28 protein-coding genes are annotated in these 21,644 nt (G+C 65.4%); 21 read left to right on the top strand and 7 right to left on the bottom strand.

The features are described from left to right. The first annotated feature begins 292 nt into the window (after positions 1-292). From rplN to map, 12 genes are all read left to right on the top strand, one after another. A complete protein-coding gene (rplN, locus tag CFN17_RS00505) occupies positions 293-661 on the top strand; it encodes a 50S ribosomal protein L14 (RefSeq protein ID WP_003803789.1) in 369 nt (122 codons plus the stop codon). A gap of 3 nt (positions 662-664) precedes the next feature. Further along, the gene (gene rplX, locus CFN17_RS00500) at positions 665-1,024 is read left to right on the top strand and encodes a 50S ribosomal protein L24 (protein ID WP_066436866.1); all 360 of its coding nucleotides are present in this window, start codon (positions 665-667) and stop codon (positions 1,022-1,024) included. After that, a complete protein-coding gene (gene rplE / locus CFN17_RS00495; RefSeq protein WP_208749469.1) occupies positions 1,024-1,605 on the top strand; it encodes a 50S ribosomal protein L5 in 582 nt (193 codons plus the stop codon). Before rplX ends, rplE begins: the two co-directional genes overlap by 1 nt. Before the next feature lie 83 nt (positions 1,606-1,688). After that, positions 1,689-2,087 carry a 30S ribosomal protein S8 gene (rpsH, locus tag CFN17_RS00490; protein WP_090950922.1) on the top strand — a complete coding sequence of 133 codons (399 nt, stop codon included), beginning with the start codon at positions 1,689-1,691 and terminating at the stop codon, positions 2,085-2,087. 18 nt (positions 2,088-2,105) lie between these two features. After that, positions 2,106-2,642, top strand: coding sequence for a 50S ribosomal protein L6 (gene rplF, locus CFN17_RS00485; RefSeq protein ID WP_208749467.1), 537 nt, complete (start codon positions 2,106-2,108; stop codon positions 2,640-2,642). 2 nt (positions 2,643-2,644) lie between these two features. Further along, entirely contained in the window at positions 2,645-3,028 is a 384-nt protein-coding gene (gene rplR, locus CFN17_RS00480) for a 50S ribosomal protein L18 (RefSeq protein ID WP_208749466.1), read from the top strand. A gap of 26 nt (positions 3,029-3,054) precedes the next feature. After that, positions 3,055-3,735, top strand: a complete 681-nt coding sequence (gene rpsE / locus CFN17_RS00475) for a 30S ribosomal protein S5 (protein WP_208749464.1) — start codon at positions 3,055-3,057, stop codon at positions 3,733-3,735. A gap of 3 nt (positions 3,736-3,738) precedes the next feature. Beyond that, complete coding sequence (rpmD, locus tag CFN17_RS00470) at positions 3,739-3,945, top strand: 50S ribosomal protein L30 (protein WP_056626615.1); 207 nt, start codon at positions 3,739-3,741, stop codon at positions 3,943-3,945. Further along, positions 3,946-4,437: a 50S ribosomal protein L15 gene (gene rplO, locus CFN17_RS00465; protein WP_208749462.1), complete on the top strand. Its 492-nt coding sequence runs from the start codon at positions 3,946-3,948 to the stop codon at positions 4,435-4,437. Positions 4,438-4,624: 187 nt separating this feature from the next. Further along, entirely contained in the window at positions 4,625-5,935 is a 1,311-nt protein-coding gene (gene secY, locus CFN17_RS00460) for a preprotein translocase subunit SecY (protein ID WP_208749460.1), read from the top strand. A 5-nt stretch (positions 5,936-5,940) separates the two neighbouring features. Further along, positions 5,941-6,510: an adenylate kinase gene (locus CFN17_RS00455; protein WP_208751258.1), complete on the top strand. Its 570-nt coding sequence runs from the start codon at positions 5,941-5,943 to the stop codon at positions 6,508-6,510. Positions 6,511-6,619: 109 nt separating this feature from the next. Further along, positions 6,620-7,447, top strand: a complete 828-nt coding sequence (map, locus tag CFN17_RS00450; protein ID WP_208749458.1) for a type I methionyl aminopeptidase — start codon at positions 6,620-6,622, stop codon at positions 7,445-7,447. 98 nt (positions 7,448-7,545) lie between these two features. On the opposite strand, the gene CFN17_RS00445 is transcribed toward map, so the two are convergent. Genes CFN17_RS00445 through CFN17_RS00435 form a run of 3 tightly spaced genes read right to left on the bottom strand, consistent with a single transcriptional unit; the run spans position 7,546 to position 10,788 of the window. Further along, positions 7,546-8,892, bottom strand: coding sequence for an ABC transporter substrate-binding protein (locus CFN17_RS00445; protein ID WP_208749456.1), 1,347 nt, complete (start codon positions 8,890-8,892; stop codon positions 7,546-7,548). A gap of 58 nt (positions 8,893-8,950) precedes the next feature. Continuing rightward, the gene (locus CFN17_RS00440; protein ID WP_261792291.1) at positions 8,951-9,841 is read right to left on the bottom strand and encodes a carbohydrate ABC transporter permease; all 891 of its coding nucleotides are present in this window, start codon (positions 9,839-9,841) and stop codon (positions 8,951-8,953) included. Continuing rightward, a complete protein-coding gene (locus CFN17_RS00435; RefSeq protein WP_208749455.1) occupies positions 9,838-10,788 on the bottom strand; it encodes a carbohydrate ABC transporter permease in 951 nt (316 codons plus the stop codon). Before CFN17_RS00435 ends, CFN17_RS00440 begins: the two co-directional genes overlap by 4 nt. Before the next feature lie 271 nt (positions 10,789-11,059). Here CFN17_RS00435 and CFN17_RS00430 point away from each other — a divergent pair, with 271 nt between their 5' ends. The 8 genes from CFN17_RS00430 (at position 11,060) to CFN17_RS00395 (ending at position 16,372) form a co-directional block, all read left to right on the top strand. Further along, positions 11,060-12,016 (top strand): P1 family peptidase, encoded by a 957-nt coding sequence (locus CFN17_RS00430; protein ID WP_208749453.1) that lies wholly within the window; start codon positions 11,060-11,062, stop codon positions 12,014-12,016. Positions 12,017-12,204: 188 nt separating this feature from the next. Then, entirely contained in the window at positions 12,205-12,426 is a 222-nt protein-coding gene (infA, locus tag CFN17_RS00425; RefSeq protein ID WP_009358723.1) for a translation initiation factor IF-1, read from the top strand. Positions 12,427-12,495: 69 nt separating this feature from the next. Then, positions 12,496-12,609 carry a 50S ribosomal protein L36 gene (gene rpmJ / locus CFN17_RS00420; protein ID WP_009358722.1) on the top strand — a complete coding sequence of 38 codons (114 nt, stop codon included), beginning with the start codon at positions 12,496-12,498 and terminating at the stop codon, positions 12,607-12,609. A gap of 178 nt (positions 12,610-12,787) precedes the next feature. Beyond that, positions 12,788-13,162 carry a 30S ribosomal protein S13 gene (rpsM, locus tag CFN17_RS00415; RefSeq protein ID WP_208749451.1) on the top strand — a complete coding sequence of 125 codons (375 nt, stop codon included), beginning with the start codon at positions 12,788-12,790 and terminating at the stop codon, positions 13,160-13,162. Positions 13,163-13,263: 101 nt separating this feature from the next. Next, positions 13,264-13,665 (top strand): 30S ribosomal protein S11, encoded by a 402-nt coding sequence (rpsK, locus tag CFN17_RS00410; RefSeq protein ID WP_056737824.1) that lies wholly within the window; start codon positions 13,264-13,266, stop codon positions 13,663-13,665. Positions 13,666-13,798: 133 nt separating this feature from the next. Further along, positions 13,799-14,809, top strand: coding sequence for a DNA-directed RNA polymerase subunit alpha (locus tag CFN17_RS00405; protein WP_208749439.1), 1,011 nt, complete (start codon positions 13,799-13,801; stop codon positions 14,807-14,809). Positions 14,810-14,886: 77 nt separating this feature from the next. Beyond that, a complete protein-coding gene (gene rplQ / locus CFN17_RS00400) occupies positions 14,887-15,450 on the top strand; it encodes a 50S ribosomal protein L17 (RefSeq protein ID WP_208749437.1) in 564 nt (187 codons plus the stop codon). A 31-nt stretch (positions 15,451-15,481) separates the two neighbouring features. After that, the gene (locus CFN17_RS00395; protein WP_208749436.1) at positions 15,482-16,372 is read left to right on the top strand and encodes a tRNA pseudouridine(38-40) synthase TruA; all 891 of its coding nucleotides are present in this window, start codon (positions 15,482-15,484) and stop codon (positions 16,370-16,372) included. Positions 16,373-16,476: 104 nt separating this feature from the next. Here the strand turns inward: CFN17_RS00395 and CFN17_RS00390 are convergent, their stop codons facing one another. After that, positions 16,477-18,198 carry a HAMP domain-containing sensor histidine kinase gene (locus tag CFN17_RS00390; protein WP_315968642.1) on the bottom strand — a complete coding sequence of 574 codons (1,722 nt, stop codon included), beginning with the start codon at positions 18,196-18,198 and terminating at the stop codon, positions 16,477-16,479. Between the two features lie 220 nt (positions 18,199-18,418). Here CFN17_RS00390 and CFN17_RS00385 point away from each other — a divergent pair, with 220 nt between their 5' ends. Next, positions 18,419-19,186, top strand: a complete 768-nt coding sequence (locus tag CFN17_RS00385) for a response regulator transcription factor (RefSeq protein WP_208749434.1) — start codon at positions 18,419-18,421, stop codon at positions 19,184-19,186. A 44-nt stretch (positions 19,187-19,230) separates the two neighbouring features. Here CFN17_RS00385 and CFN17_RS00380 read toward each other — a convergent pair whose 3' ends face one another. The 3 genes from CFN17_RS00380 to CFN17_RS00370 all read right to left on the bottom strand — a co-directional run bounded on the left by CFN17_RS00380 (position 19,231) and on the right by CFN17_RS00370 (position 21,641). Continuing rightward, on the bottom strand, positions 19,231-19,692 hold the full coding sequence (locus CFN17_RS00380) for an Hpt domain-containing protein (protein ID WP_261792290.1): 462 nt from the start codon (positions 19,690-19,692) through the stop codon (positions 19,231-19,233). Positions 19,693-19,813: 121 nt separating this feature from the next. After that, positions 19,814-20,698, bottom strand: a complete 885-nt coding sequence (locus CFN17_RS00375) for a type II secretion system F family protein (RefSeq protein ID WP_208749432.1) — start codon at positions 20,696-20,698, stop codon at positions 19,814-19,816. Between the two features lie 7 nt (positions 20,699-20,705). Beyond that, positions 20,706-21,641 carry a type II secretion system F family protein gene (locus CFN17_RS00370; RefSeq protein WP_208749430.1) on the bottom strand — a complete coding sequence of 312 codons (936 nt, stop codon included), beginning with the start codon at positions 21,639-21,641 and terminating at the stop codon, positions 20,706-20,708. Between the last annotated feature and the right edge of the window lie 3 nt (positions 21,642-21,644).

Genomic DNA, 21,644 nt, shown 5'->3' with positions numbered 1-21,644 from the left:
GGGCACCCGGCTGTGATATGGGGATACACCGGAAATGTGCTAAGATTTTGAGTTTGTATGGCGCCTTTTGCGCGCCGTCACCAACCTCGTAAACAATCGTGCCACGGCATAGTGCCCCCTTGCGCCCCGATCTGTCGGGAACGCCTGGGAAGCAAATGTTGCTGGCACGGGAGTTTAGGCCTGGTCTGGCAAAATCCAGGCAGGTCAAGAGACACCCCGATCAACCGTTCCGCAAGGCTCATTCCGTAGCAAGATCACGGCCTGAGAACCGGCGCGACGCAAGGAGTAAATAGTGATTCAGCAGGAGTCGCGACTCAAGGTCGCCGACAACACGGGTGCTAAGGAAATCCTTACCATCCGCGTTCTCGGTGGATCCGGCCGTCGCTACGCAGGCATTGGCGACGTGATCGTCGCTACCGTCAAGGATGCAATCCCGGGCGGCAACGTAAAGAAGGGCGACGTCGTCAAGGCTGTCATCGTCCGTACCAAGAAGGAACGCCGCCGTGCGGATGGTTCCTACATCAAGTTTGACGAGAACGCAGCCGTCATCCTGAAGAACGACGGTGACCCCCGCGGTACCCGTATCTTCGGACCGGTTGGCCGTGAACTTCGCGACAAGAAGTTCATGAAGATCGTTTCTCTGGCTCCGGAGGTGCTCTAGTCCATGGCTAAGATCAAGAAGGGTGACCTGGTTCAGGTCATCACTGGCGCCAAGGCTGAGCGCGGCGGCGACCGTGGCAAGCAGGGCAAGGTCCTGCGCGTGTTCCCCGAGACCAACCGCGTGCTGGTCGAAGGCATCAACCGCGTCACCAAGCACACCAAGGTCGGTCAGTCGCAGCGCGGCACCAAGACCGGTGGCATCGAGGTCGTCGAGGCTTCAATCCACATCTCCAACGTGGCTCTGGTTGACCCGTCCACGAAGAAGCCCACCCGCGTCGGTTTCCGCACCGAGACCGTTGAGCGCGATGGCGTGAAGCGCGAAGTGCGCGTCCGCGTGGCCAAGAGCTCCGGGAAGGACATCTAATGACTGAGACTCTCGAGACTCCGGCAGGCAAGATCGTTCCTCGTCTGAAGACCAAGTACGCCGATTCCATCAAGAACACGCTGACTGAGGAATTCAAGTACCAGAACGTCAACCAGGTTCCCCGCCTGGTCAAGGTCGTTGTGAACATGGGTGTTGGAGATGCCGCCAAGGACTCCAAGCTGATCGACGGCGCTGTCCGCGACCTGACCCTGATCACCGGCCAGAAGCCGCAGGTAACCAAGGCCCGCAAGTCGATCGCTCAGTTCAAGCTGCGCGAAGGCATGCCGATCGGCGCCCACGCAACCCTGCGTGGCGACCGCATGTGGGAATTCCTGGACCGTCTGGTGACGCTGGCACTGCCGCGTATCCGCGACTTCCGTGGCCTCAGCGGCAAGCAGTTCGACGGCAACGGCAACTACACCTTCGGTCTGACCGAGCAGGTTATGTTCCACGAAATCGACCAGGATTCCATCGACCGCGTCCGCGGCATGGACATCACTGTCGTGACCACTGCCAAGACTGACGACGAAGGCCGTGCGCTGCTCAAGGCGCTGGGCTTCCCGTTCAAGACCGAAGACTAATCTAACTACGTAAAAGGTCCGGCTGCGCCCCTGTTTTCGACAGGACGCGGCGGAAACCGTTATGAGGAAGGGCAAGAGCCCACATGACTATGACAGATCCTGTCGCAGATATGCTTACGCGTCTGCGCAACGCTAACTCGGCATACCACGACACCGTGAGCATGCCGTACAGCAAGCTCAAGGCACGCGTCGCCGACATCCTGAAGGCTGAAGGCTTCATCGCCTCCTGGAAGGAAGAAGACGCGGAGGTCGGCAAGAAGCTGACCATCGAGCTCAAGTTCGGTCCGAACCGCGAGCGTTCCATCGCTGGCGTTCGTCGTATTTCCAAGCCGGGGCTGCGCGTTTACGCAAAGTCCACCAACCTGCCGCACGTGCTGGGTGGCCTGGGTGTCGCAATCCTGTCCACCTCTTCCGGCCTCCTGACTGACAAGCAGGCCGGCAAGAAGGGCGTGGGCGGCGAAGTCCTCGCTTACGTCTGGTAACGGGAAAGGAAGAGAATAATGTCACGTATTGGACGTCTCCCCATCACCGTTCCTGCCGGCGTTGAGGTCAAGGTTGACGGCTCTGTCGTCAGCGTCAAGGGTTCCAAAGGCGAGCTGAGCCACACTGTGGCCAGCCCGATCGAGGTTTCCCTGGAAGATGGCACCCTGACTGTCGCCCGCCCGAACGACGAGCGCGCCTCACGTTCGCTGCACGGCCTGACCCGCACCCTGATCGCCAACATGATCCAGGGCGTTACCGCAGGCTACGAGAAGAAGCTTGAGATTGTCGGTACCGGTTACCGCGTCCAGGCCAAGGGCGCTGACCTGGAGTTCGCTCTGGGCTTCAGCCACCCGGTCAACATCGCTGCACCGAACGGCATCACCTTTGCAGTTGAGTCCCCGACGAAGCTCTCTGTTTCTGGTATCTCCAAGCAGCAGGTCGGCGAGGTTGCTGCCAACATTCGCAAGCTGCGGAAGCCGGACCCCTACAAGGGCAAGGGCATCCGTTACGCCGGCGAAGTCATCCGCCGCAAGGTCGGAAAGGCTGGTAAGTAACCATGGCGATCGCAATTAACAAGAAGCGTACGAACAAGAGCAAGTCTGCCCAGCGCAGCCGCCGCCAGCTTCGTATCCGCAAGCGCATCTCCGGTACGGCTGTACGTCCGCGTCTGGTCGTCAACCGCTCCGCACGTCACGTATTCGTCCAGGTTGTCGATGACACCAAGGGCGTGACCGTGGCAAGCGCCTCCACGCTGGAAGCAGACCTTCGTGCATTCGAAGGCGACAAGACCGCCAAGGCCAAGCGCGTTGGCGAACTGGTCGCCGAGCGTGCCAAGGCTGCCGGCATCGAAGCAGTTGTCTTCGACCGCGGTGGTAACAAGTACCACGGCCGGATCGCCGCCGTCGCCGACGGCGCACGTGAAGGTGGGCTGGCACTGTGACCGAAAATAACGAAAAGGACATTCAGGTGACTGAAGCTGTAGCTGCTCCGGCAACTGAGACCGCTGCGCCTGCGACCACCGATGACCGCCGTGGTGGCGCTCGTCGTGGTGAGCGCGGCGACCGCGGCCAGGGCCGTGGCGACCGTGGCGGCCGTGGTGGCCGTGACGGCGGCCGCGAAGCCGAAAAGAGCCAGTTCGTAGAGCGCGTCGTAACCATCAACCGCGTTTCCAAGGTCGTCAAGGGTGGTCGTCGCTTCAGCTTCACCGCCCTCGTCGTCGTCGGTGACGGCAACGGCTTGGTCGGCGTCGGCTACGGCAAGGCTAAGGAAGTTCCCGCCGCCATCGCGAAGGGCGTTGAAGAGGCCAAGAAGTCCTTCTTCCGCGTTCCCCGCGTCGGCAGCACCATCCCGCACCGCGTTCAGGGTGAGGCCGCCGCAGGCGTCGTCATGCTGCGTCCGGCTTCCGCCGGTACCGGTGTTATCGCCGGTGGTCCGGTCCGTGCAGTACTGGAGTGCGTGGGCATCCACGACATCCTCTCCAAGTCGCTCGGTTCCTCCAACGCCATCAACATCGTTCACGCGACCGTTGATGCCCTCAAGCGCCTCGAAGAGCCGGCAGCAGTGGCAGCACGCCGCGGCCTGCCCCTCGACGAGATCGCTCCGCCGGCACTGGTGAAGGCTCTCTTGAACCAGAAGGCAGGTGTCTGAGTCATGGCCAAGAACCTGATTCCTTCCGACGCTCAGTTGGAAATCACTCAGATCAAGTCCGCCATTGGCGGCAAGCAGAACCAGCGCGACACCCTGCGGTCCCTCGGCCTGAAGCGGATCGGACACACCGTTGTCCGCACCGCCGACGCCGTGACCGTCGGAATGCTCAACACGGTTCCGCACCTGGTAAAGGTAGAGGAGGCGAAGTAAATGGCAGAGAAGAACACCGCCGAAAAGGCACAGGGCGCCGCTGAGAAGCAGAACGCACTGAAGGTTCACCACCTGCGCCCCGCCCCGGGTGCCAAGACCGCCAAGACCCGCGTTGGTCGTGGTGAGGCATCCAAGGGTAAGACCGCTGGCCGCGGTACCAAGGGTACGAAGGCCCGCTACCAGGTCAAGGCTGGCTTTGCCGGCGGCCAGCTGCCGCTGCACATGCGCCTGCCGAAGCTGCGCGGCTTCAAGAACCCGTTCCGGGTTGAGTACCAGGTGGTCAACCTGGACAAGCTCAACGAGCTGTTCCCGGAAGGTGGCGCAGTCACCGTGGAGAACCTGGTCGAAAAGGGTGCCGTTCGCAAGAACCAGCCCGTCAAGGTGCTGGGCACCGGCGACATCACCGTCAAGGTTGACGTCACCGTCCACGCATTCTCGGCCAGTGCCGCAGAAAAGATTGCCGCAGCAGGCGGAAGCACCACCGCCCTCTAACTGAGGCGGCGGGGCAGATGCCCGTTGTTGAAACTCCCGGTACCGGGGGCCCAGGCCCCCGGTACCGGGAGTTTTTTCCTTTTCCGGGCCCCGCCGATTGTTCGCCGGGCGCATCCACCCGTTAGACTCGGTTGTTGGGTTTATTTGACCTGTCTCACACGACTTTACTTATTACTCAGGAGGACGCTTGCTTAGCGCATTTGGCCGGGCCTTTCGCACGCCTGATCTGCGGCGCAAGTTGTTGTTCACGCTGGGAATCATCACAATCTTCCGCTTGGGTGCCTTCATCCCCTCGCCTGGTGTGAGCTACCAGAATGTCCAGCAGTGCTTGCAGAACGGTCAGACCTCGGGCGGGATCTACCAGCTCGTCAATCTGTTCAGCGGCGGTGCATTGCTGCAGGTGTCCATCTTTGCCCTCGGCATCATGCCTTACATCACGGCGAGCATCATCGTCCAGCTGCTCCGGGTGGTCATTCCCCGCTTCCAGCAGCTGTATGAGGAGGGGGCGTCCGGGCAGTCCAAGCTGACCCAGTACACCCGCTACCTCACGATCGCCCTCGGCCTGCTCAACGCCACGACGCTGGTGTCGCTGGCCCGGTCCGGCCAGCTGCTGCCGAACTGCCAGCTGCCAATCATCCCGGACGATTCAATCGTCACCACGGTGCTGATCATCATCACCCTGACGGCCGGCACCGGCCTGATCATGTGGATGGGCGAGCTCGTCACGGAGAAGGGCGTCGGCAACGGCATGTCCCTGCTGATCTTCACGTCCATCGCTGCCGGCTTCCCCGGCTCGCTCGGTGCGATCTGGAAGGCCCAGGGCCCCGGCACCTTCTTCCTGGTCCTGATCATCGGCCTTCTCACCGTGGCCCTCGTGGTCTTCGTTGAGCAGTCCCAGCGCCGGATCCCGGTGCAGTACGCCAAGCGCATGATCGGCCGCCGCACGGTCGGCGGAACCAGCACCTACATTCCCATCAAGGTGAACATGGCCGGCGTCGTGCCCGTCATCTTTGCCTCCTCGATGCTGTACCTGCCGGGGCTGATCGCACAGTTCAACCAGCCCAAGCCCGGCGAGCAGATGGCCCCCTGGGTCGAGTGGATCAACAACAACCTGACCAAGGGCGACCATCCGATTTATATGGCGCTGTATTTCGCCATGATTGTGTTTTTCACCTACTTCTATGTTGCGATTACTTTCAACCCTGAAGAGGTCTCGGACAACATGAAGAAGTACGGCGGCTTCATTCCGGGCATCCGCGCCGGCAAGCCGACGGCGGACTATCTTCAGTACGTCCTATCCCGGATCACCCTGCCCGGCGCCTTCTACCTTGGCTTCGTGGCACTGATCCCGCTGGTTGCACTGGTACTGATCAACGCCAACCAGAACTTCCCGTTCGGCGGCACCTCGATCCTGATCATGGTGGGCGTCGGTCTGGAGACCGTGAAGCAGATTGATGCGCAACTACAGCAACGTCACTACGAAGGGCTTTTGCGATGACGAGAATGTTGATTATCGGACCCCCCGGCTCCGGCAAGGGAACGCAGGCGGAACGCATTTCGGAGCGCCTCGGCGTCGTTGCGATCTCCACCGGCGACATCTTCCGGGCCAACGTCAAGGGCGAGACGCCGCTGGGCGTGGAGGCCAAGAAGTACATGGACGCGGGCGACTTCGTTCCTGACAGCGTGACCAACAAGATGGTCCGTGACCGCCTCAGCGAGGACGACGTCGAGGCAGGCTTCCTGCTCGACGGCTACCCCCGCACCACGGCGCAGGTGGACTACCTCGACGGGATCCTGGCCGACGGCGACCAGAAGCTCGACGTCGTCCTGCAGCTCACCGCCGACGACGAAGAACTGGTCAAGCGGCTTCTGGGCCGTGCCAAGGAGACAGGCCGCAGTGACGATAACGAAGGCGTTATCCGTCACCGTCTGGACCTGTACCACGGGCAGACCGAACCCGTCGTGGCCAAGTACGCCGAGCGCGGCATTCTGACCCAGGTGGACGGCATCGGCGGCATCGATGAAGTCACCGAGCGGGTCATGGAAGCGATCAAGTCGGCCCAGGCCGCCTGAACCGCTCCGATCAACGCCGCTGAAGCAGCACAGGAGGGCGCGTTCCGTACCATTGAGTACGGGACGCGCCTTTCCCGTCCCGTCCGAGAAACGAAGCACTGAGGTATCCATGGCATTCGGCCAGCCCCGCATTGAATACAAGACCAACGCCCAGATGCGCACCATGGCGGAGGCCGGGCTCGTCCTGAGCCGGGCACTCGACGCGGCCGTTGCGGCGGCCGTCCCGGGCGTCACCACGGCCCGCCTGGATGAGGTGTTCGCGGCCGTGCTCCAGGACGCCGGCGCCAAGTCCAACTTCCTGGGCTACCACGGCTTCCCGGCCACCATCTGCACCTCGGTCAACGAGGAAGTGGTCCACGGCATCCCCGGCAGCCGGGTCCTGGCCGACGGCGACATCATCTCGATCGACGGCGGCGCGATCGTGGACGGCTGGCACTCCGATTCGGCACGGACGGTGATTGTCGGCACCCCCGATCCCGAGGACGTGCGCCTGTCCGACGTCACGGAAGAAGCCATGTGGCGGGGCATCGCGGCCCTGGCCACCGGCAAGTTCGTGGGCGATATCGGCAACGCGGTGGACGACTATGTCTCCTCGGTGCCGGGCAAGCCGCTGGGCATCCTGGAGGACTACGTGGGGCACGGCATCGGCTCCGAGATGCACATGGCCCCGGACGTGCTCAACTACCGCACCGGCCACCGCGGACCGAAGATCCGCCCCGGGCTGTGCCTGGCCATCGAGCCCATGCTGGTCCGGGGCAGCATCGATACCGCCGTCCTGGACGACGACTGGACCGTGGTGACCACCGACGGGAAGCGGTCCTGCCAGTGGGAGCACTCCGTCGCCGTCCACGACAAGGGCATCTGGGTGCTCTCGGCGCCCGACGGCGGCGCGGCGAAACTGGCGCCGCTCGGCGTCGTGCCGGTGCCGATTCCCTGACGACGCGGCAACCGTCCTGCGACACAGAAAATCCCTGGCGCTACCGGAATGCCGGTAGCGCCAGGGATTTTGCGTAGCGCCAGTGCGAGGGCGGGGCGTCAGCTGTTGAGCTTCGGCTTCACGTCCTTGGTGTAGATGCCCTCGAGGGTGGTCTTCAGCCCGGCCATGATCGCCTTGACGTCGCCTTGCTGGGTGAGGATCGCCGCGGCCGCCTTGGCCATCTCCTGGTCCGCCCCGGGCAGGAACACGCGCGCGTTGTCCTGAACCCGGGTCACGGCGAGCTGGTCCATGGCGGTCTTGATCTGCGGGGTCTTGGCCAGCACGGCGCCCATGTCCGCCGAGACCCGGGTGGGCATGTAGCCGGTGGCGGCGGAGAACGCCGCCGTGTTCTCCGGCTCCGTCATGAACTTCAGGAACGTGGCGGCGGCCAGCTGGACTTCCTTGCTGACACCGCTGGGGATGCCCAGCCCGGCGCCGCCCGTGGGGCAGACCCCGCTCTCCGCCTTCGGCCCGCCCGGGAGGTACCCGACGCCCACGTTGAACTTGGCGGACTTCAGCACGCCGAGCAGGGATCCGGTGGACGAAATGGTGGTCGAGGTGATGCCGGCGGCGAAGTCGTCCGCGGCTTCCTTGGATGACACCCCGGCCCACTTGTCCTTGTAAATGGAATCCTGGGCCCATTGCAGGGCTGCGACGGACTCGGCGGAGTCGCAGTTGACGGTCCAGTCATTGGACCAGCTGCCGCCCCAGCCCCACAGGTTGTTCTGCAGGGTCCAGCCCGCGTAGCCGGCCAGGGCCGGGTAGATGTAGGCGTACTGGGCGCCGGAGCTGGCCTTCAGTTTGGGCGCCCACTCGCCGAATTCCTGCCAGGTCTTGGGCGCCCGGTCCGGCAGTCCCGCGGCCTTGAAGTGGTCCTTGTTGTAGTAGAACAGCGGGGTGGAGCGGCCGTAGGGGAGGGCCCACTGCTTGCCGGCGTACTGGTAGTCCGCGACAAGCGACTTCTGGAAGTCGTCCACTTTGACGTCGAGCTGCTTGATGAGCCCGTCGAGGGCGATGATGTTGCCGTTGGTGAAGTAGCGGAACCACCAGACGTCGGAGAGGACCACGAGGCCCGGCAGTGCCGACTTGGCCGCCTGGGAGGTCTGGAACTTCTGCGCGATTTCCTCGTAGTTGGCGCCGGCGGTGATGAGGTTGACCTTGATGTCCGGGAACTTCGCGTGGAACTTGTCGATGATGGACTGCTCCACTTCCTGGGATTTGCCGGGGTGGTTGGTCCAGAAGTCGAACGACGCGGCGGGCTTGACGCCGCTGAAGTCGACGTCGGCCGCGCCGGTGGCGGCACCGGTTCCGGTCGTGGCGGGGCCGCCACAGGCGGCCAGCGCGGCTGCTCCTGCACTGGCGCCGGCCAGTCCCAGGAAATTCCTGCGGTCAAGATTGATTGCCAAGGTGGGTCCTCTCAGGGTTTGGACTTGCGGGTTGTAGTGAAGTTCTGGTGGGACGGGCTCAGCCCGTGACGCTGCCCTGGGTCAGGCCGGCCACGATGTAGCGCTGCAGGGCGGCGAAGACCAGTAGGATGGGCACAATCACCAGCACGGCTCCGGCCATGAGGATGCCCCAGCCCGAGCCGTTGCCTTCGGAGTTTTGCAGCAGGGTCAGGCCGACGGGCAGCGTCATGGTTTCGGGCCGGTCGGTGATGATGAGCGGCCAGATGTAGTCGTTCCACTCGCTGACCACCGTCACGAGGGCGACTGTGGCGATTGAGGGGAGCGAGACCGGCGCCACGACCTGCCAGAGCCGCCGCCAGTGGCCGGCACCGTCAATTTCCGCGGCCTCAAGGATGGAGCCGGGCAGCGTCCTGAAGTGCTGGCGCAGCAGGAACGTGCCGAAGGCGGTGCCGAGTCCGGGCAGAATGATGCCCCACAGGGTGTTCTTGCCGCCCATGCCGGCGATCAGGATGTAGTTCGGCAGGATGGAGACCTGCGGCGGGACCATGAGGGCCACGAGGATCACCACGAAGATGGCGTTCTTGAACGGAAACCGGACGAACACCAGGGCGTAGGCGGTCAGAATCGCCAGGATGACCTTGACGGTGGAACCGACCGCGGTGACGATCAGGCTGTTCAGGAAGAACTGTCCGAACGGCACGGTGGTCATGGCCGTCCTGTAGTTCTCCAGGTTCAGGGCCTCCGGCAGGACTTTGAGGTCCGTGGTGACGATTTCGCCCGGCTGTTTGAAGGAGCTGAGGAGCATCCACAGCAGGGGGAGGAACACGACGAGGGTGGCCAGGATAAGCGGGACGTAGCCGCCGGCGACCGTCTGGACCAGGTTGGCACGGGAGAACGGTGCGGAGCGCCGCAGCGGGGTCTCGGGGGTGACTGGCGGGAGCGCGCTCACGAGTAGTGCACCTTTCGTTCGACGAACCGCAACTGGAGCACGGTGATGATGAGCAGGATGGCGAAGAGCACCACCGAGATGGCCGCCGAGTAACCGGCACGGTTGAAGGCGCCGAAGGCCTGCAGGTAGGCCTCGTAGATCAGGGTGCTGGTGCCGTTGCCCAGTGGCGTCATGATCCGGATCAGGTCAAAGGCCTGCAGGGAGCTCAGCATGGTGGTTATCAGCAGGAAGAAGGTAGTGGGGGACAGCAGCGGCAGGGCCATGTTCACGAACCGCCGGAAACTGTTGGCCCCGTCCAGGGCGGCGGCCTCCATGACGTCCTGCGGCAGCGACTGAAGCCCGGCGAGGTAAACCACGGCGCAGTAGCCGAGGTTCTTCCAGACGTAGACAATGATCACCATTACCAGCGACAGCTGCGGGTCGTTGATCCACTGCGGGCTCTGTTGCCCGACTCCGCGGAGCAGCCACGCGAGGACGCCGTAGCCGGGATCGAAGATGAAGAGCCAGACCAGGCCCACGCCGACGCCGCTCAGCACGTAGGGAGCGAAGACAGCGGAGCGGGCAAACGTGGTGCCGCGGACTTTGGAGTTCAGCGCCAGGGCCACCAGGAGGCCCAGGACCATGGACCCGCCGACGGTGACGAGGGTGAACAGGGCCGTGGTGCCCAGCACGTCGGCGGCGTCGGCGCTGGTGAAGAACGTGACGTAGTTCCCCAGGCCCACCACTGTGGCGGAGGCGGAACCCAGCGTCCAGTCCAGGGTCGAGTAGTAGATGTTGTTGATCAGCGGCAGGTACGTGAAAACGGCGATCAACGCAAGGTTGGGAAGCGCGAGGGCAAGGAAGACGAAGAAGTCCCGGCGCGTCCTGCCGGACCAGCGGGGTCGCCGCGGCGGGACCTGGACAGCCTCCGCGGTGGCGGCCGGCCTGTCTGTTAGTTGGCTTGTCATTTCGGGTCTCTAACGGATCCGGGCCTGCCAAATGACAGGCTGATGGGCGGGGGATCAAACTCACTTCACCACATGCTTGGTGGGCGAAATCCCGCACAAGGCCCCGTCAGAGGTTTGTTATACGAGGCTTCCTTGCCCGTTAACGCTGTGTTCGAAGCAGTATTGCATAACGTTTGTTTTGTCGGCCGGACTTTCCCGGCGGGTCGCGCGCTCTAACGGGAGCGCGCCCTCAGTTCCCCGGAGGCCCCCGTGCCGGGCGCACAATGGAGCCATGCGAACAAGAACAGGGGCGATCACCGACGTCGCCGGGATCCGGGTGGGGCACGTCCAGAAGTCCGACGGCGGGTGGCTCAGCGGCGTGACGGTCGTGCTCCCGCCGCCCGGAACCGTAGGTTCGGTGGACGTCCGGGGCGGCGGTCCCGGGACGCACGAAACGGACGCCCTGGATCCCACCACCTTGTCCTCGACCGTCGACGCCGTGGTCCTCACCGGCGGCAGCGCCTTCGGCCTGGCATCGGCCCACGGCGCCCAGCGCTGGTGCGAGGAAAACGGCCGCGGCTTCGCCGTCCCCGGCGGACTGGTCCCGATTGTGCCGGCCGCCGCGATCTTCGACCTCGGCCGCGGCGGCGACTTCTCCGCCCGGCCCGGCGAGGCGATGGGCTACGCGGCCACCGCCGCCGCCGCCGCGCAGGAGGAGGGGCACGACGTCGATCGCGGCAACGTCGGTGCCGGCACGGGCGCGGCAATCGGCAGAGGCCGATACAAGGGGGGAGTGGGCACCGCCTCCATCACCCTGGAAAACGGGGTGACGGTTGGTGCAATAGCGGTAGTCAACGCGCTGGGGCTGCCCTTCGGCGCGTCGCCGGCGGAACCCGACGCCGGGGGGGCCCGCACCGAGGACCTCCCGCCGCTGAACACCACGCTCGTCGTCGTCGCGACTGACGCTGTCCTGGACAAGGCGGAATGCAAGCGGACGGCCTCGGCAGCCCATGCCGGGCTTGCCCGGGCACTGAACCCGAGCCATACCCTCGCCGACGGCGACACCGTCTTCGCCCTGTCCACGGGCGCCGTCGTACTGGACCGGAGCACCCCGACGGCCCGGCAGCTGAGCCTCATTACGCTGCAGAGCGCGGCGGCTGATGTTGTCCGGCTGGCCATCCTTGACGGGATCGCGCAGGCGCGGCCGGTGACGACGCCGGCCGGGCCGCTAGGTGCGTACGGAAGCTGAGTGCGCTACGATTGCTGGATTTAACTCCGGATTTAACAATCGGGCCGGGATGGCGTAGTGTTGACTGTTGGTTGTCTGCCCCGTTATGCCCTTTTGTGGTCTGGTGGCAGCAGCCAATCAATCAAAAACGTCCGCGGTCATGACCGGTGCCAACCGGGAGGCTGCGGCAACGACAGTTAGCGGAGGGTATGGCCAAGAAGGACGGGGTCATTGAGATCGAGGGCGTTGTGACCGAGGCGCTGCCCAACGCGATGTTTCGCGTTGAGCTCACCAACAAGCACATCGTTCTGGCACACATCTCTGGAAAGATGCGCCAGCACTACATCAGGATCCTCCCCGAGGACCGCGTAGTGGTGGAGCTGAGCCCGTACGACCTGACACGTGGTCGTATCGTCTACCGCTACAAGTAAACACTGGGCGGCCAGAGCAACAGCCGAAGGCCGGTCCAGCTGACCAACTGCAACACGCAAAGGAATGCCATGAAGGTCAAGCCGAGCGTCAAGCAGATCTGCGAAAAGTGCAAAGTGATCCGCCGTAACGGCCGGGTCATGGTGATCTGCGAGAACCCGCGCCACAAGCAGCGCCAGGGCTAATTTCCCGCTTCGGGAACCCCTGGGTTGCTTACCCACGCAAGTAAATAGAAAAGGCAGCACAAGCTGAACTGGGACGTATTGGGCCCGGACAGCTAACCCCCGGTCGGAGGCTGGGGCCGTACGTCATGTGCGGGTGTACTGCCTACGACCTCCGGTTTATACAAGGAGCACTGCCACTATGGCTCGTCTCGCTGGCGTAGACATTCCCCGCGAAAAGCGGTTGGAAATTGCGCTTACTTACATCTACGGCGTGGGCAAGACCCGTGCACACGAAACCCTGGCTGCCACCGGCATCAGCGCTGACGTCCGGGTCAAGGACCTGACCGACGCCGAGCTGGTCCAGCTGCGTGACTACATTGAAGGCAACTACAAGGTTGAGGGTGACCTTCGCCGCGAGGTAGCCGCTGACATCCGCCGCAAGGTCGAGATCGGCAGCTACGAAGGCCTGCGCCACCGCAAGGGCCTGCCCGTACGCGGTCAGCGTACGAAGACCAACGCCCGTACCCGCAAGGGCCCGAAGCGTACCGTCGCCGGCAAGAAGAAGGCCCGTTAATCCCCACTTGCCCCCTAAAATCGCTGGCGCGATTTCAAGGAACCCGGCAAGTGTGGGCCCGAGCATAGGCCTTCCCCCAATAACTTTCTGTAGGAGAAAAAATGCCCCCGAAGACTCGTGGCGCGGTTCGCAAGCCGCGTAAGAAGGACAAGAAGAATATCGCGCTGGGCCAGGCGCACATCAAGAGCACCTTTAACAACACCATCGTGTCCATCACGGACCCGACCGGTGCTGTCATCTCCTGGGCTTCGTCCGGTGAGGTTGGCTTCAAGGGTTCGCGTAAGTCCACCCCGTTCGCTGCCCAGATGGCCGCCGAAGCCGCCGCAAAGCGTGCACAGGAGCACGGCATGCGCAAGGTTGACGTGTTCGTCAAGGGACCGGGTTCCGGACGCGAGACGGCTATCCGTTCGCTGCAGGCCGCTGGCCTCGAGGTTGGCTCCATCCAGGACGTCACCCCCAGCGCCCACAACGGCTGCCGTCCCCCGAAGCGCCGCCGCGTCTAAGGCTTTCCAGCAGCCGCGAGCTTGCCCGGACCTTTACGGGTCCGGGCAAGCCCGGCCGCGTTAAGTCTTCAGACCGATCTTTCCACCACCTGTGTTGCGTCATATAGCGGATGCTCGCCGAAAGGAAACCTAAGTGCTCATTGCACAGCGCCCCACCCTCTCCGAAGAGGTAGTCTCCGAAAACCGCTCCCGGTTCATCATCGAACCGCTGGAGCCGGGCTTCGGTTACACCCTCGGAAACTCCCTCCGCCGTACCCTGCTCTCCTCGATCCCCGGTGCCTCCGTTACGAGCATCCGGATCGATGGCGTGCTGCACGAGTTCACCACGGTTCCGGGTGTCAAGGAAGATGTCACTGAGATCATCCTGAACATCAAGAACCTGTCGGTTTCCTCCGAGCACGACGAGCCGGTTGTTGCTTACCTGCGCAAGCAGGGCCCGGGAGTCGTCACCGCCGCGGACATCGCTCCGCCGGCCGGCGTCGAATTCCACAACCCGGATCTGCACATCGCCACGCTGAACTCGAAGGGCAAGTTCGAACTCGAACTCACCATCGAGCGCGGCCGCGGCTACGTTTCGGCAGCTCAGAACAAGTCCGGCGACGCCGAGATCGGCCGTATTCCGGTCGACTCGATCTACTCGCCGGTCCTGAAGGTTACTTTCCGCGTGGAAGCTACCCGTGTTGAGCAGCGCACTGACTTCGACAAGCTCATTGTCGACGTCGAGACCAAGCAGGCAATCGCCCCGCGCGACGCCGTTGCTTCGGCCGGTACCACCCTGGTGGAACTGTTCGGTCTGGCCCGCGAGCTGAACACCGCAGCTGAAGGTATCGAGATCGGCCCGTCGCCGACGGACGCTGCCCTGGCAGCGGACATGGCCCTGCCGATCGAGGATCTGGACCTGACGGTCCGTTCCTACAACTGCCTCAAGCGTGAGGGCATCCACACCGTGGGTGAACTCGTTGCCCGCTCCGAGGCTGACCTCATGGACATCCGCAACTTTGGTGCGAAGTCCATCGATGAGGTCAAGGCCAAGCTGGTCGAACTGGGCCTGTCCCTCAAGGACTCGCCTCCCGGTTTCGATCTGGCAGCTCGTGCCGCAGCCATCGAAGAGGACGACGCCGCGTTCAGCGACGACGAGCTCTAACCAACAGATCTTGGCCGGCCGGCTGGATGCACCCTGGCGTGCCCAGCCCGACGGCTTCCATATGAGGAGAAACTATTATGCCTACCCCTTCTAAGGGTCCGCGCCTCGGAGGCGGAGCGGCTCACGAGCGTCTGATGCTCGCGAACCTGTCCGCAGCCCTGTTCGAGCACAAGCGGATCACCACCACGGTGACCAAGGCCAAGCGCCTGAAGCCGTACGCCGAGCGCCTCGTGACCTTCGCCAAGCGCGGCGACCTCGCGTCCCGCCGCCGTGTCCTCGGCCTGATCAGCAACAAGGGCGTCGTCCACGAGCTGTTCACCGACATTGCACAGGCAGTGGAGAACCGCGAAGGCGGCTACACCCGCATCACCAAGATCGGCAACCGCAAGGGCGACAACGCTCCCATGGCTGTCATCGAACTGGTTCTCGAGCCGGTTTCCGCCAAGCAGGCCGTCGTAGCCGAGGCTACCCAGGCTGCTGCCAAGGCTGCTCCGGCCGCCGAGGAAGCTCCCGCCGAGGCTGAGGTCGCTGAGACCGAAGCTGCTGAGACCGAAGAGGCTCCCGCCGCCGAGGCTGCAGAGACCGAAGAGGCTCCGGCCGCTGAGGAAGCTGCTGCTGAGTCCGAGAAGGACGCGAAGTAATTCGCCAACACCTTCTTATAGACTTAAGTCTATGAACGAGCTCAAACCCGCTGCCCCCGTTTTGGGGGGCGGCGGGTTTTTGCGTATCCGGCTGGATTTGGCGTACGACGGCGGCCCGTTCAGCGGGTGGGCCGTGCAGCCGGGCCTGCGCACGGTCCAGGGCGTCCTCGAGGAGGCCCTGGAGCTGCTGGTCCGCCGGCCCGTGCGGGTCACGGTCGCCGGCCGGACCGACGCCGGCGTCCACGCACGGGGCCAGGTGGTCCACCTTGACCTCAGCGACGCCGAGTGGCAGGGCCTGAGCCGCGGTGCCCGGATCGATCCCGCGGTGGCCCTGCTCCGCCGCCTTCGCGGCGCCCTGGGCCGCGGGCTTGGTGATCTCGGCGGGGCAATCGTCGTCCACCGGGCCGTCGTCGCGCCGGAAGGCTTTGACGCGCGGTTCTCCGCCCTCTGGCGCCGGTATTCCTACCGGATCGCGGACGGCCCGGCCCTGTGGGATCCGCTGGAGCGTGCCTCGACCCTCTGGCACAAGAACCCCCTCGACGTCGGGCTGCTCAACGAGGGCGCCGCGCAGCTGCTCGGGCTGCAGGATTTCCGCTCCTACTGCAAACCCCGCGAAGGCGCCACCACCATCAGGGACCTGCAGCGCTTCGAGTTCGCACGCGGCACAGACGGCGTCATCGTCGCGACAGTGCAGGCCGACGCGTTCTGCCACAACATGGTTCGGTCCCTGGTGGGCTCGGCGCTGTACGTGGGGGAGGGCGCGGAGGCTCCGGGGTGGCTCCATGACCGGCTGCTCGCCCGGCAGCGCGACGCCCGTTCGGTCCTCGCGGCCCCGCACCCGCTGGTGCTGGAGGAAGTGGCCTACCCCTCGGACAGCGGGCTGCTGGCCCGCGCGGAACTGACCCGGGCCCTGCGCGCCTAGGAATTCCGCCGAATACGCCGGAAGCTGCTCAGTTCGCCGGAAGAGACCGGCGATCCGGCAGCTTTCCCGCGAATTCGCGCCGTCACCGGACGACGGCGGTTGGCTCAGAAGGCGGCCGGGGGACCGTCCGCGGGAAGTTCCATGGTGAACGTGCTTCCGTGGCCCGGCAGTGTGCGGCAGGAAATTGACCCGCCGTGCCGTTCGACAATGGCCTTGGTAATGGACAGGCCCAGGCCGGCCCCCGGAATCGACCCCTCGCGGACGGCCGGGCTGCGGAAAAACCGGGTGAAGACCCGCCCGGCATCGGCAGCGGTCATGCCCATGCCGGTGTCGGCGACGTGGAGGCGCACCAGGCCGTCGCCGGCGCTGGCCGAAACCCGCACCGACCCGCCGTCCGGGGAGTACTTGATCGCGTTGGACACGAGGTTGTCCAGGGCCTGGCTGATCCGGAGCGGGTCCACATGGGCCCAGAGCGGGCCGGGAACTTCCATGGCGAGGTCCACGCGGGATGCCTGTGCCTGGGCCTGCGCCGAACCGAGGCTGGCTTCCACAAGGCCGGCGAGGTCCGTGCGGCGGGGATGGACGTGGAGCGCGGAACTGGCAGACATCAGCAGGTCCGAGACCAGGGCCAGCAACCGCTCCGCGTTGCGCTGCGCGACCTCGACCCGGCGCACCGCCGGGTTATCCAGGCCCTCCGTGTCGGCGAGCACCAGATCGAGGTTGCCGATGATGGACGTCAGGGGAGTGCGGAACTCGTGGGAGACCGTGGAGACCACCTCGTCTTTGGCGGCGAGTGCGTCCACGAGCCCGGTGACCTCGTTGAACACCACCACGGCCCCGCGGAAATCGCCGGCGTCGTTCTTTAGCGGACGGGCGGCGGCGGACACCACGCGGCTGTCCGCGGCCTCGCCGAAGCAGACAATGTAGTCGGCGAAGGACTCCCCGGCCAGCGCCCGCTGCACGGGGCGGCGGTCATTCGGCAGCGGCGTGCTCCGGTCCTGCCCTGTCAGCACCAGGCGGCCTTCGCCCGCCGTGTCCTGGGACAGCGACGCCGAATCCGCCACCGGTGCAGATGGCTCAACTGCCGGGCGGGACGCGGCAACGGCGGCTTCCTCCAGTTCGGCCTGCCAGCAGTTGGTCAGCAGGCGGCGCCCGTCGGCGCCTACCGCGACGATCCCGACGTCGACCGTGTCCAGAATGGTGTTCAGGAGCCGTTCGCGTTCCCGGCTGTCCTCGAGCAGGGCCTGCAATTCGGCTTCCTTGGACCGGATCCGCCCTTGCTCGTGCCGCAGGCGCGCCTGCGCGAACCGTATGGCCAGCGACACCGCGAGCATCATCAGCGGCACCAGCATGGCCTCGGCGGTGCGGGCCGCAAGAGGGGCCGCAGGGTCTGCCAGGAGCCAGGGCAAGGCAGCCAGCAGCGGCACGGTGGAGCTCAGCGCGAGGCTTGCCGGGGCTGACAGACGCGACGCCGAAATCCACACGACGGGCAGGACCGAGAGCACCCCGGGATCCGGCAGGCCTTCCGCGACCCCGGCCCGGAGAAGACCGATCGCCACGAGATCCAGGACCGGGACGACCAGCGGCGCCAGCGGACTGAGGCGCTGCCAGGGGACCAGGACGCAGCCTGCAAGGAGTGCGGCCTGCAGGCCCAGTGCGTACCGGCACAGGCTGTTCTCGAGCAGGGCGGGCCAGGCAGCGGGGGCGGCGAAGAGGATTCCGGCCATCAGCAAAGCCAGCGGCAGCTGGCACAGCAGGACCCGTGCGCGTGGCCCCAGCGCCTTGACGTATCGATCCGCACCGCGGATCAGCCGATGTCTAGCCAAAGACGCCGCGCCCCTTTCTCGATGCTCCAGTTTTACACCCCGTGTCACGCAAATTTGACACAAATCGAAGTTTTGCTGGTTCTGTTACTGCGCCGCCGGGTTTTTGCCCGCTATTTTGCCCGCGGCGGGGGGTATTCTGGCAATGCCGGATGGGGCCGGCGCAACAGGTGCTGCCGCCGCATCCGCGGACGGCGGCGTAGCGTGCCACATGAGGGGGGCCATGACCGACCTGGGAGTCGCCGTCGTAGTTGAAGACGACGCAGATGTTCGCAACCTTGTCGAAGCGGTATTGAGCCAGGCCGGCTTCGAAGTCCATTCGGCGGCCCGTGGCAGGGACGGAGTGGACGTCGTCCGGCAGCAGGAGGCCCGCGTGGTCACCCTGGATGTCGGGCTTCCCGATATCGACGGGTTCGAGGTGTTGCGGCGGATCCGCGAGTTCAGTGACGCGTACGTGGTCATGCTGACGGCCCGTGCCGATGAACTCGATACCCTGACGGCGTTCCACACAGGTGCGGATGACTTCCTGGCGAAGCCGTTCCGGCCCCGTGAGCTGCGGGCACGCGTCGGGGCAATGATGCGGCGGCCGCGGCACGACCTCCAGGCCGTTCCGGTAACGGCGGCGGATGCCGGGACCCCGGCCGTCCCCGTGGTCCCGCCGTCTCCGGTCCTCCGGCACAACGGGCTCGAGCTGAACCCGGAGACCCGGACCGTGAGCGTCGACGGTGCGGCGATCGGCCTGACCCGCAGTGAGTTTGACCTGCTGCAGGCCCTGCTCAGGGGAGCCGGCGCCGTCCGGTCCAAGACCGAACTGGTGCGGGTGGTCCGGGGGGACTACTACCGGGCGGACGCCTATATCAGTGAATCCGACGAACGCGCCGTCGAAGTGCATATCGGGAACCTGCGGCGGAAACTCGGAGAAGATCCGCTGGAGCCTCGCTGGCTGCAGACGGTCCGCGGTGTGGGCTACCGGCTGGCGCCGGAACGGTAGCCCGGCGCCCGGGTTTTGCGGCCGTGCCGGCGTTCCCGGCAGGCCTAGCTGTCCCACAGGACATAGCTGAACTGAAGCTCATCCACGGTTTCGCCGCCGCGTTCGGCGACGTCGTGCAGGAGGGACAGGGCGCGGTCCAGGTCGCCGTCCCGGAGTGCGGCCTCCAGCTCGCCGGCGAGCTGGGCCAGGCGCAGGCCGCCCACCATCGCCGAGGACGTCTTCAGGCTCAGCACGGCGTCCATGGACCCGGCGAGGTCCCCGCGTTCAAGGGCGGACGCGAGCGCACGGTATCGCTGGTCCCACATCCTGGTGTAGTCCCGGGCAAACCCCTTCGCCACGGCCGGGCTGTCGAGCTGGACGCCCAGGTCCTGGAGCGCCGCCGGATCCACGAGCGGGGCGGGATCCCCGGAGGCTGCGGTGGCAGGCTCCGGAAGTCCGGGCGAGGCTGCGGGGGCGAGGACCATGCTCGCGTCTCCGTCGTCGGGGCAGGCACTGGGAAGAGACATGTGCCCACGGTACTTGCTGATGCAGCCGATCCCGCGGACACCGCCCTATCCTGCGGAAACCTTTCGGCTTTCCGGAGGGAACCTGCGCCGGCGTCTATGGCCGGCCGCCGGCGGGGGTCGGCTACTGGCCGCTGAAGGTGTCGATGGCGTTGATGACGGCCGGGCCCAGGATGGCGATGAAGAGTACCGGGAAGATGAAGAACAACAGGGGAAACAGGATGGTGACGGGCAGCTTCATGGCCTTCTCCTCGGCCCGCTGCCGGCGCTTGACCCGCATGACTTTCGCCTGCACCCGCAGCACCCGGCTGATCGCGATGCCGTACGTGTCCGCCTGGACCACCGCCTGGACGAAGCTGCGGAGCTCGGGCACGTTGGTCCTCTCGGCCAGGGCGACGTAGGCCTCCCGGCGGCTCCGCCCGACCTGCATGTCCTGCAGCGTCCGGATCAGTTCCTCCGCCAGGGGGCCCTTGCCGTTCTCGCCCGCCCGGGCCATGGCGCCTTCGAAACCCAGCCCGGCCTCCACAGAGATCAGCATCTGGTCCAGCGTGTTGGCCAGCTCCAGCTGCATGATTTTCTGGCGTTCCTGGCCCTTGCTGTAGAGCAGGAGGTCGGGGATGAAGTAGCCCAGCAGGAGGACGAAGATCCCCACGGCCTTGAGGATCGGCGTCGGGCCGTTGGCGCTGATCCAGAAGCCGAGCAGGGCGCCCAGGAGGCCGAGCAGCGGCTTGGCCGCGAGCACGCGTCCCAGCGGCAGCGAGGCCGGGCGTCCGGCGAGGGACACGAGCCGGTCCAGTTTGCGGACATAGGCCGCAGGCGTCAGCCGGTACCCGGCGCGCTCCAGCAGGCTGCTGCGCACGGGCTGCGCCTGTCCGGCCGCGTCCGTGCCGAGCGCCAGCATCTCCCGCATGGCGCGCTGCGACTTCCGGTCGACGGCGAGCAGGGACCACGCCAGGTAGCCCAGCGGGAGCGACACCAGCAGCATGGCGAGAAAGACGGGGAGTGCCATGGCTGCCTCAGAACTTCAGGTCGATGATCTTGCGCATCCACAGACCGCCGATGGTCATCAGGACGACGGACGCGGCCATCATGCCCCAGCCCAGCGGGTGCGTGAACATGGCATTCATGTACCCGGGGTTGACGAGCATCAGCATCACCACGATCCCGATCGGCATGGCCATGAGGATATAGGCGGAGAATTTGCCTTCGGCGGCGAGGGACTTGATGTGCCCCTTGATCTCGCTGCGCTCGCGGATGGTCTCGTTGACCTGGTCCAGGACCTCGGCCAAGTTGCCGCCGACTTCGCGGTTGATCTGGATGGCCTGGGCGATCCAGACGAAGTCCTCGTTGCGCATCCTGTCCGCGGTGTCGCTGAGCGAGGCCAGCAGGTCCCGGCCCAGGCTGGTCTCGGTGACCACGCGGCGCATCTCCTCCGCCGTCGGGCTCTGCGATTCGGCCGCGGCGGCATCGATGGCGCGCAGGATGCTGTGCCCGGCGCGGAGGCCGCCGGAGAGCAACTGGAGGGTGTCGCCGAGCTGCTGGTCAAACTTGTTGCGGCGCTTGCCGGTCAGGAAGGTGATCACCAGGTGGCCCACGAAAGGGGCAAGCAGCACCAGCATCAGCGCGAGCAGCGGGCCCGCGACGACGAACCCGGCGAGGCCCCCCGCGGCGGCCCCGGCCAGCAGCAGGACATAGAAGTCGGCCTGGCTCAGGCGCAGCCCGGCCTGTTCCAGCGTCTCCCGGTTGAAGAGCCGGACGGTTCGGCGGGAGAAAAACGCGTCAACCAGGTGGACGGCCGAGCCGGCGAACCGGGCCAGCTGCGAATCCGGCGGACCCACGACGGGCCTGCGCCGGTCCAGCGGAACACTCGCCCCGCCGGGGGACAACAGTACGATGCCCAGCACCAGGACGGCACAGAACACCAGCACGACGCCAAGAGACAGCACGGTCATGGG

Source organism: Arthrobacter sp. PM3 (assembly GCF_003352915.1).
Lineage (GTDB): Bacteria > Actinomycetota > Actinomycetes > Actinomycetales > Micrococcaceae > Arthrobacter.
This window is presented reverse-complemented; position numbering and strand designations above follow the sequence as displayed.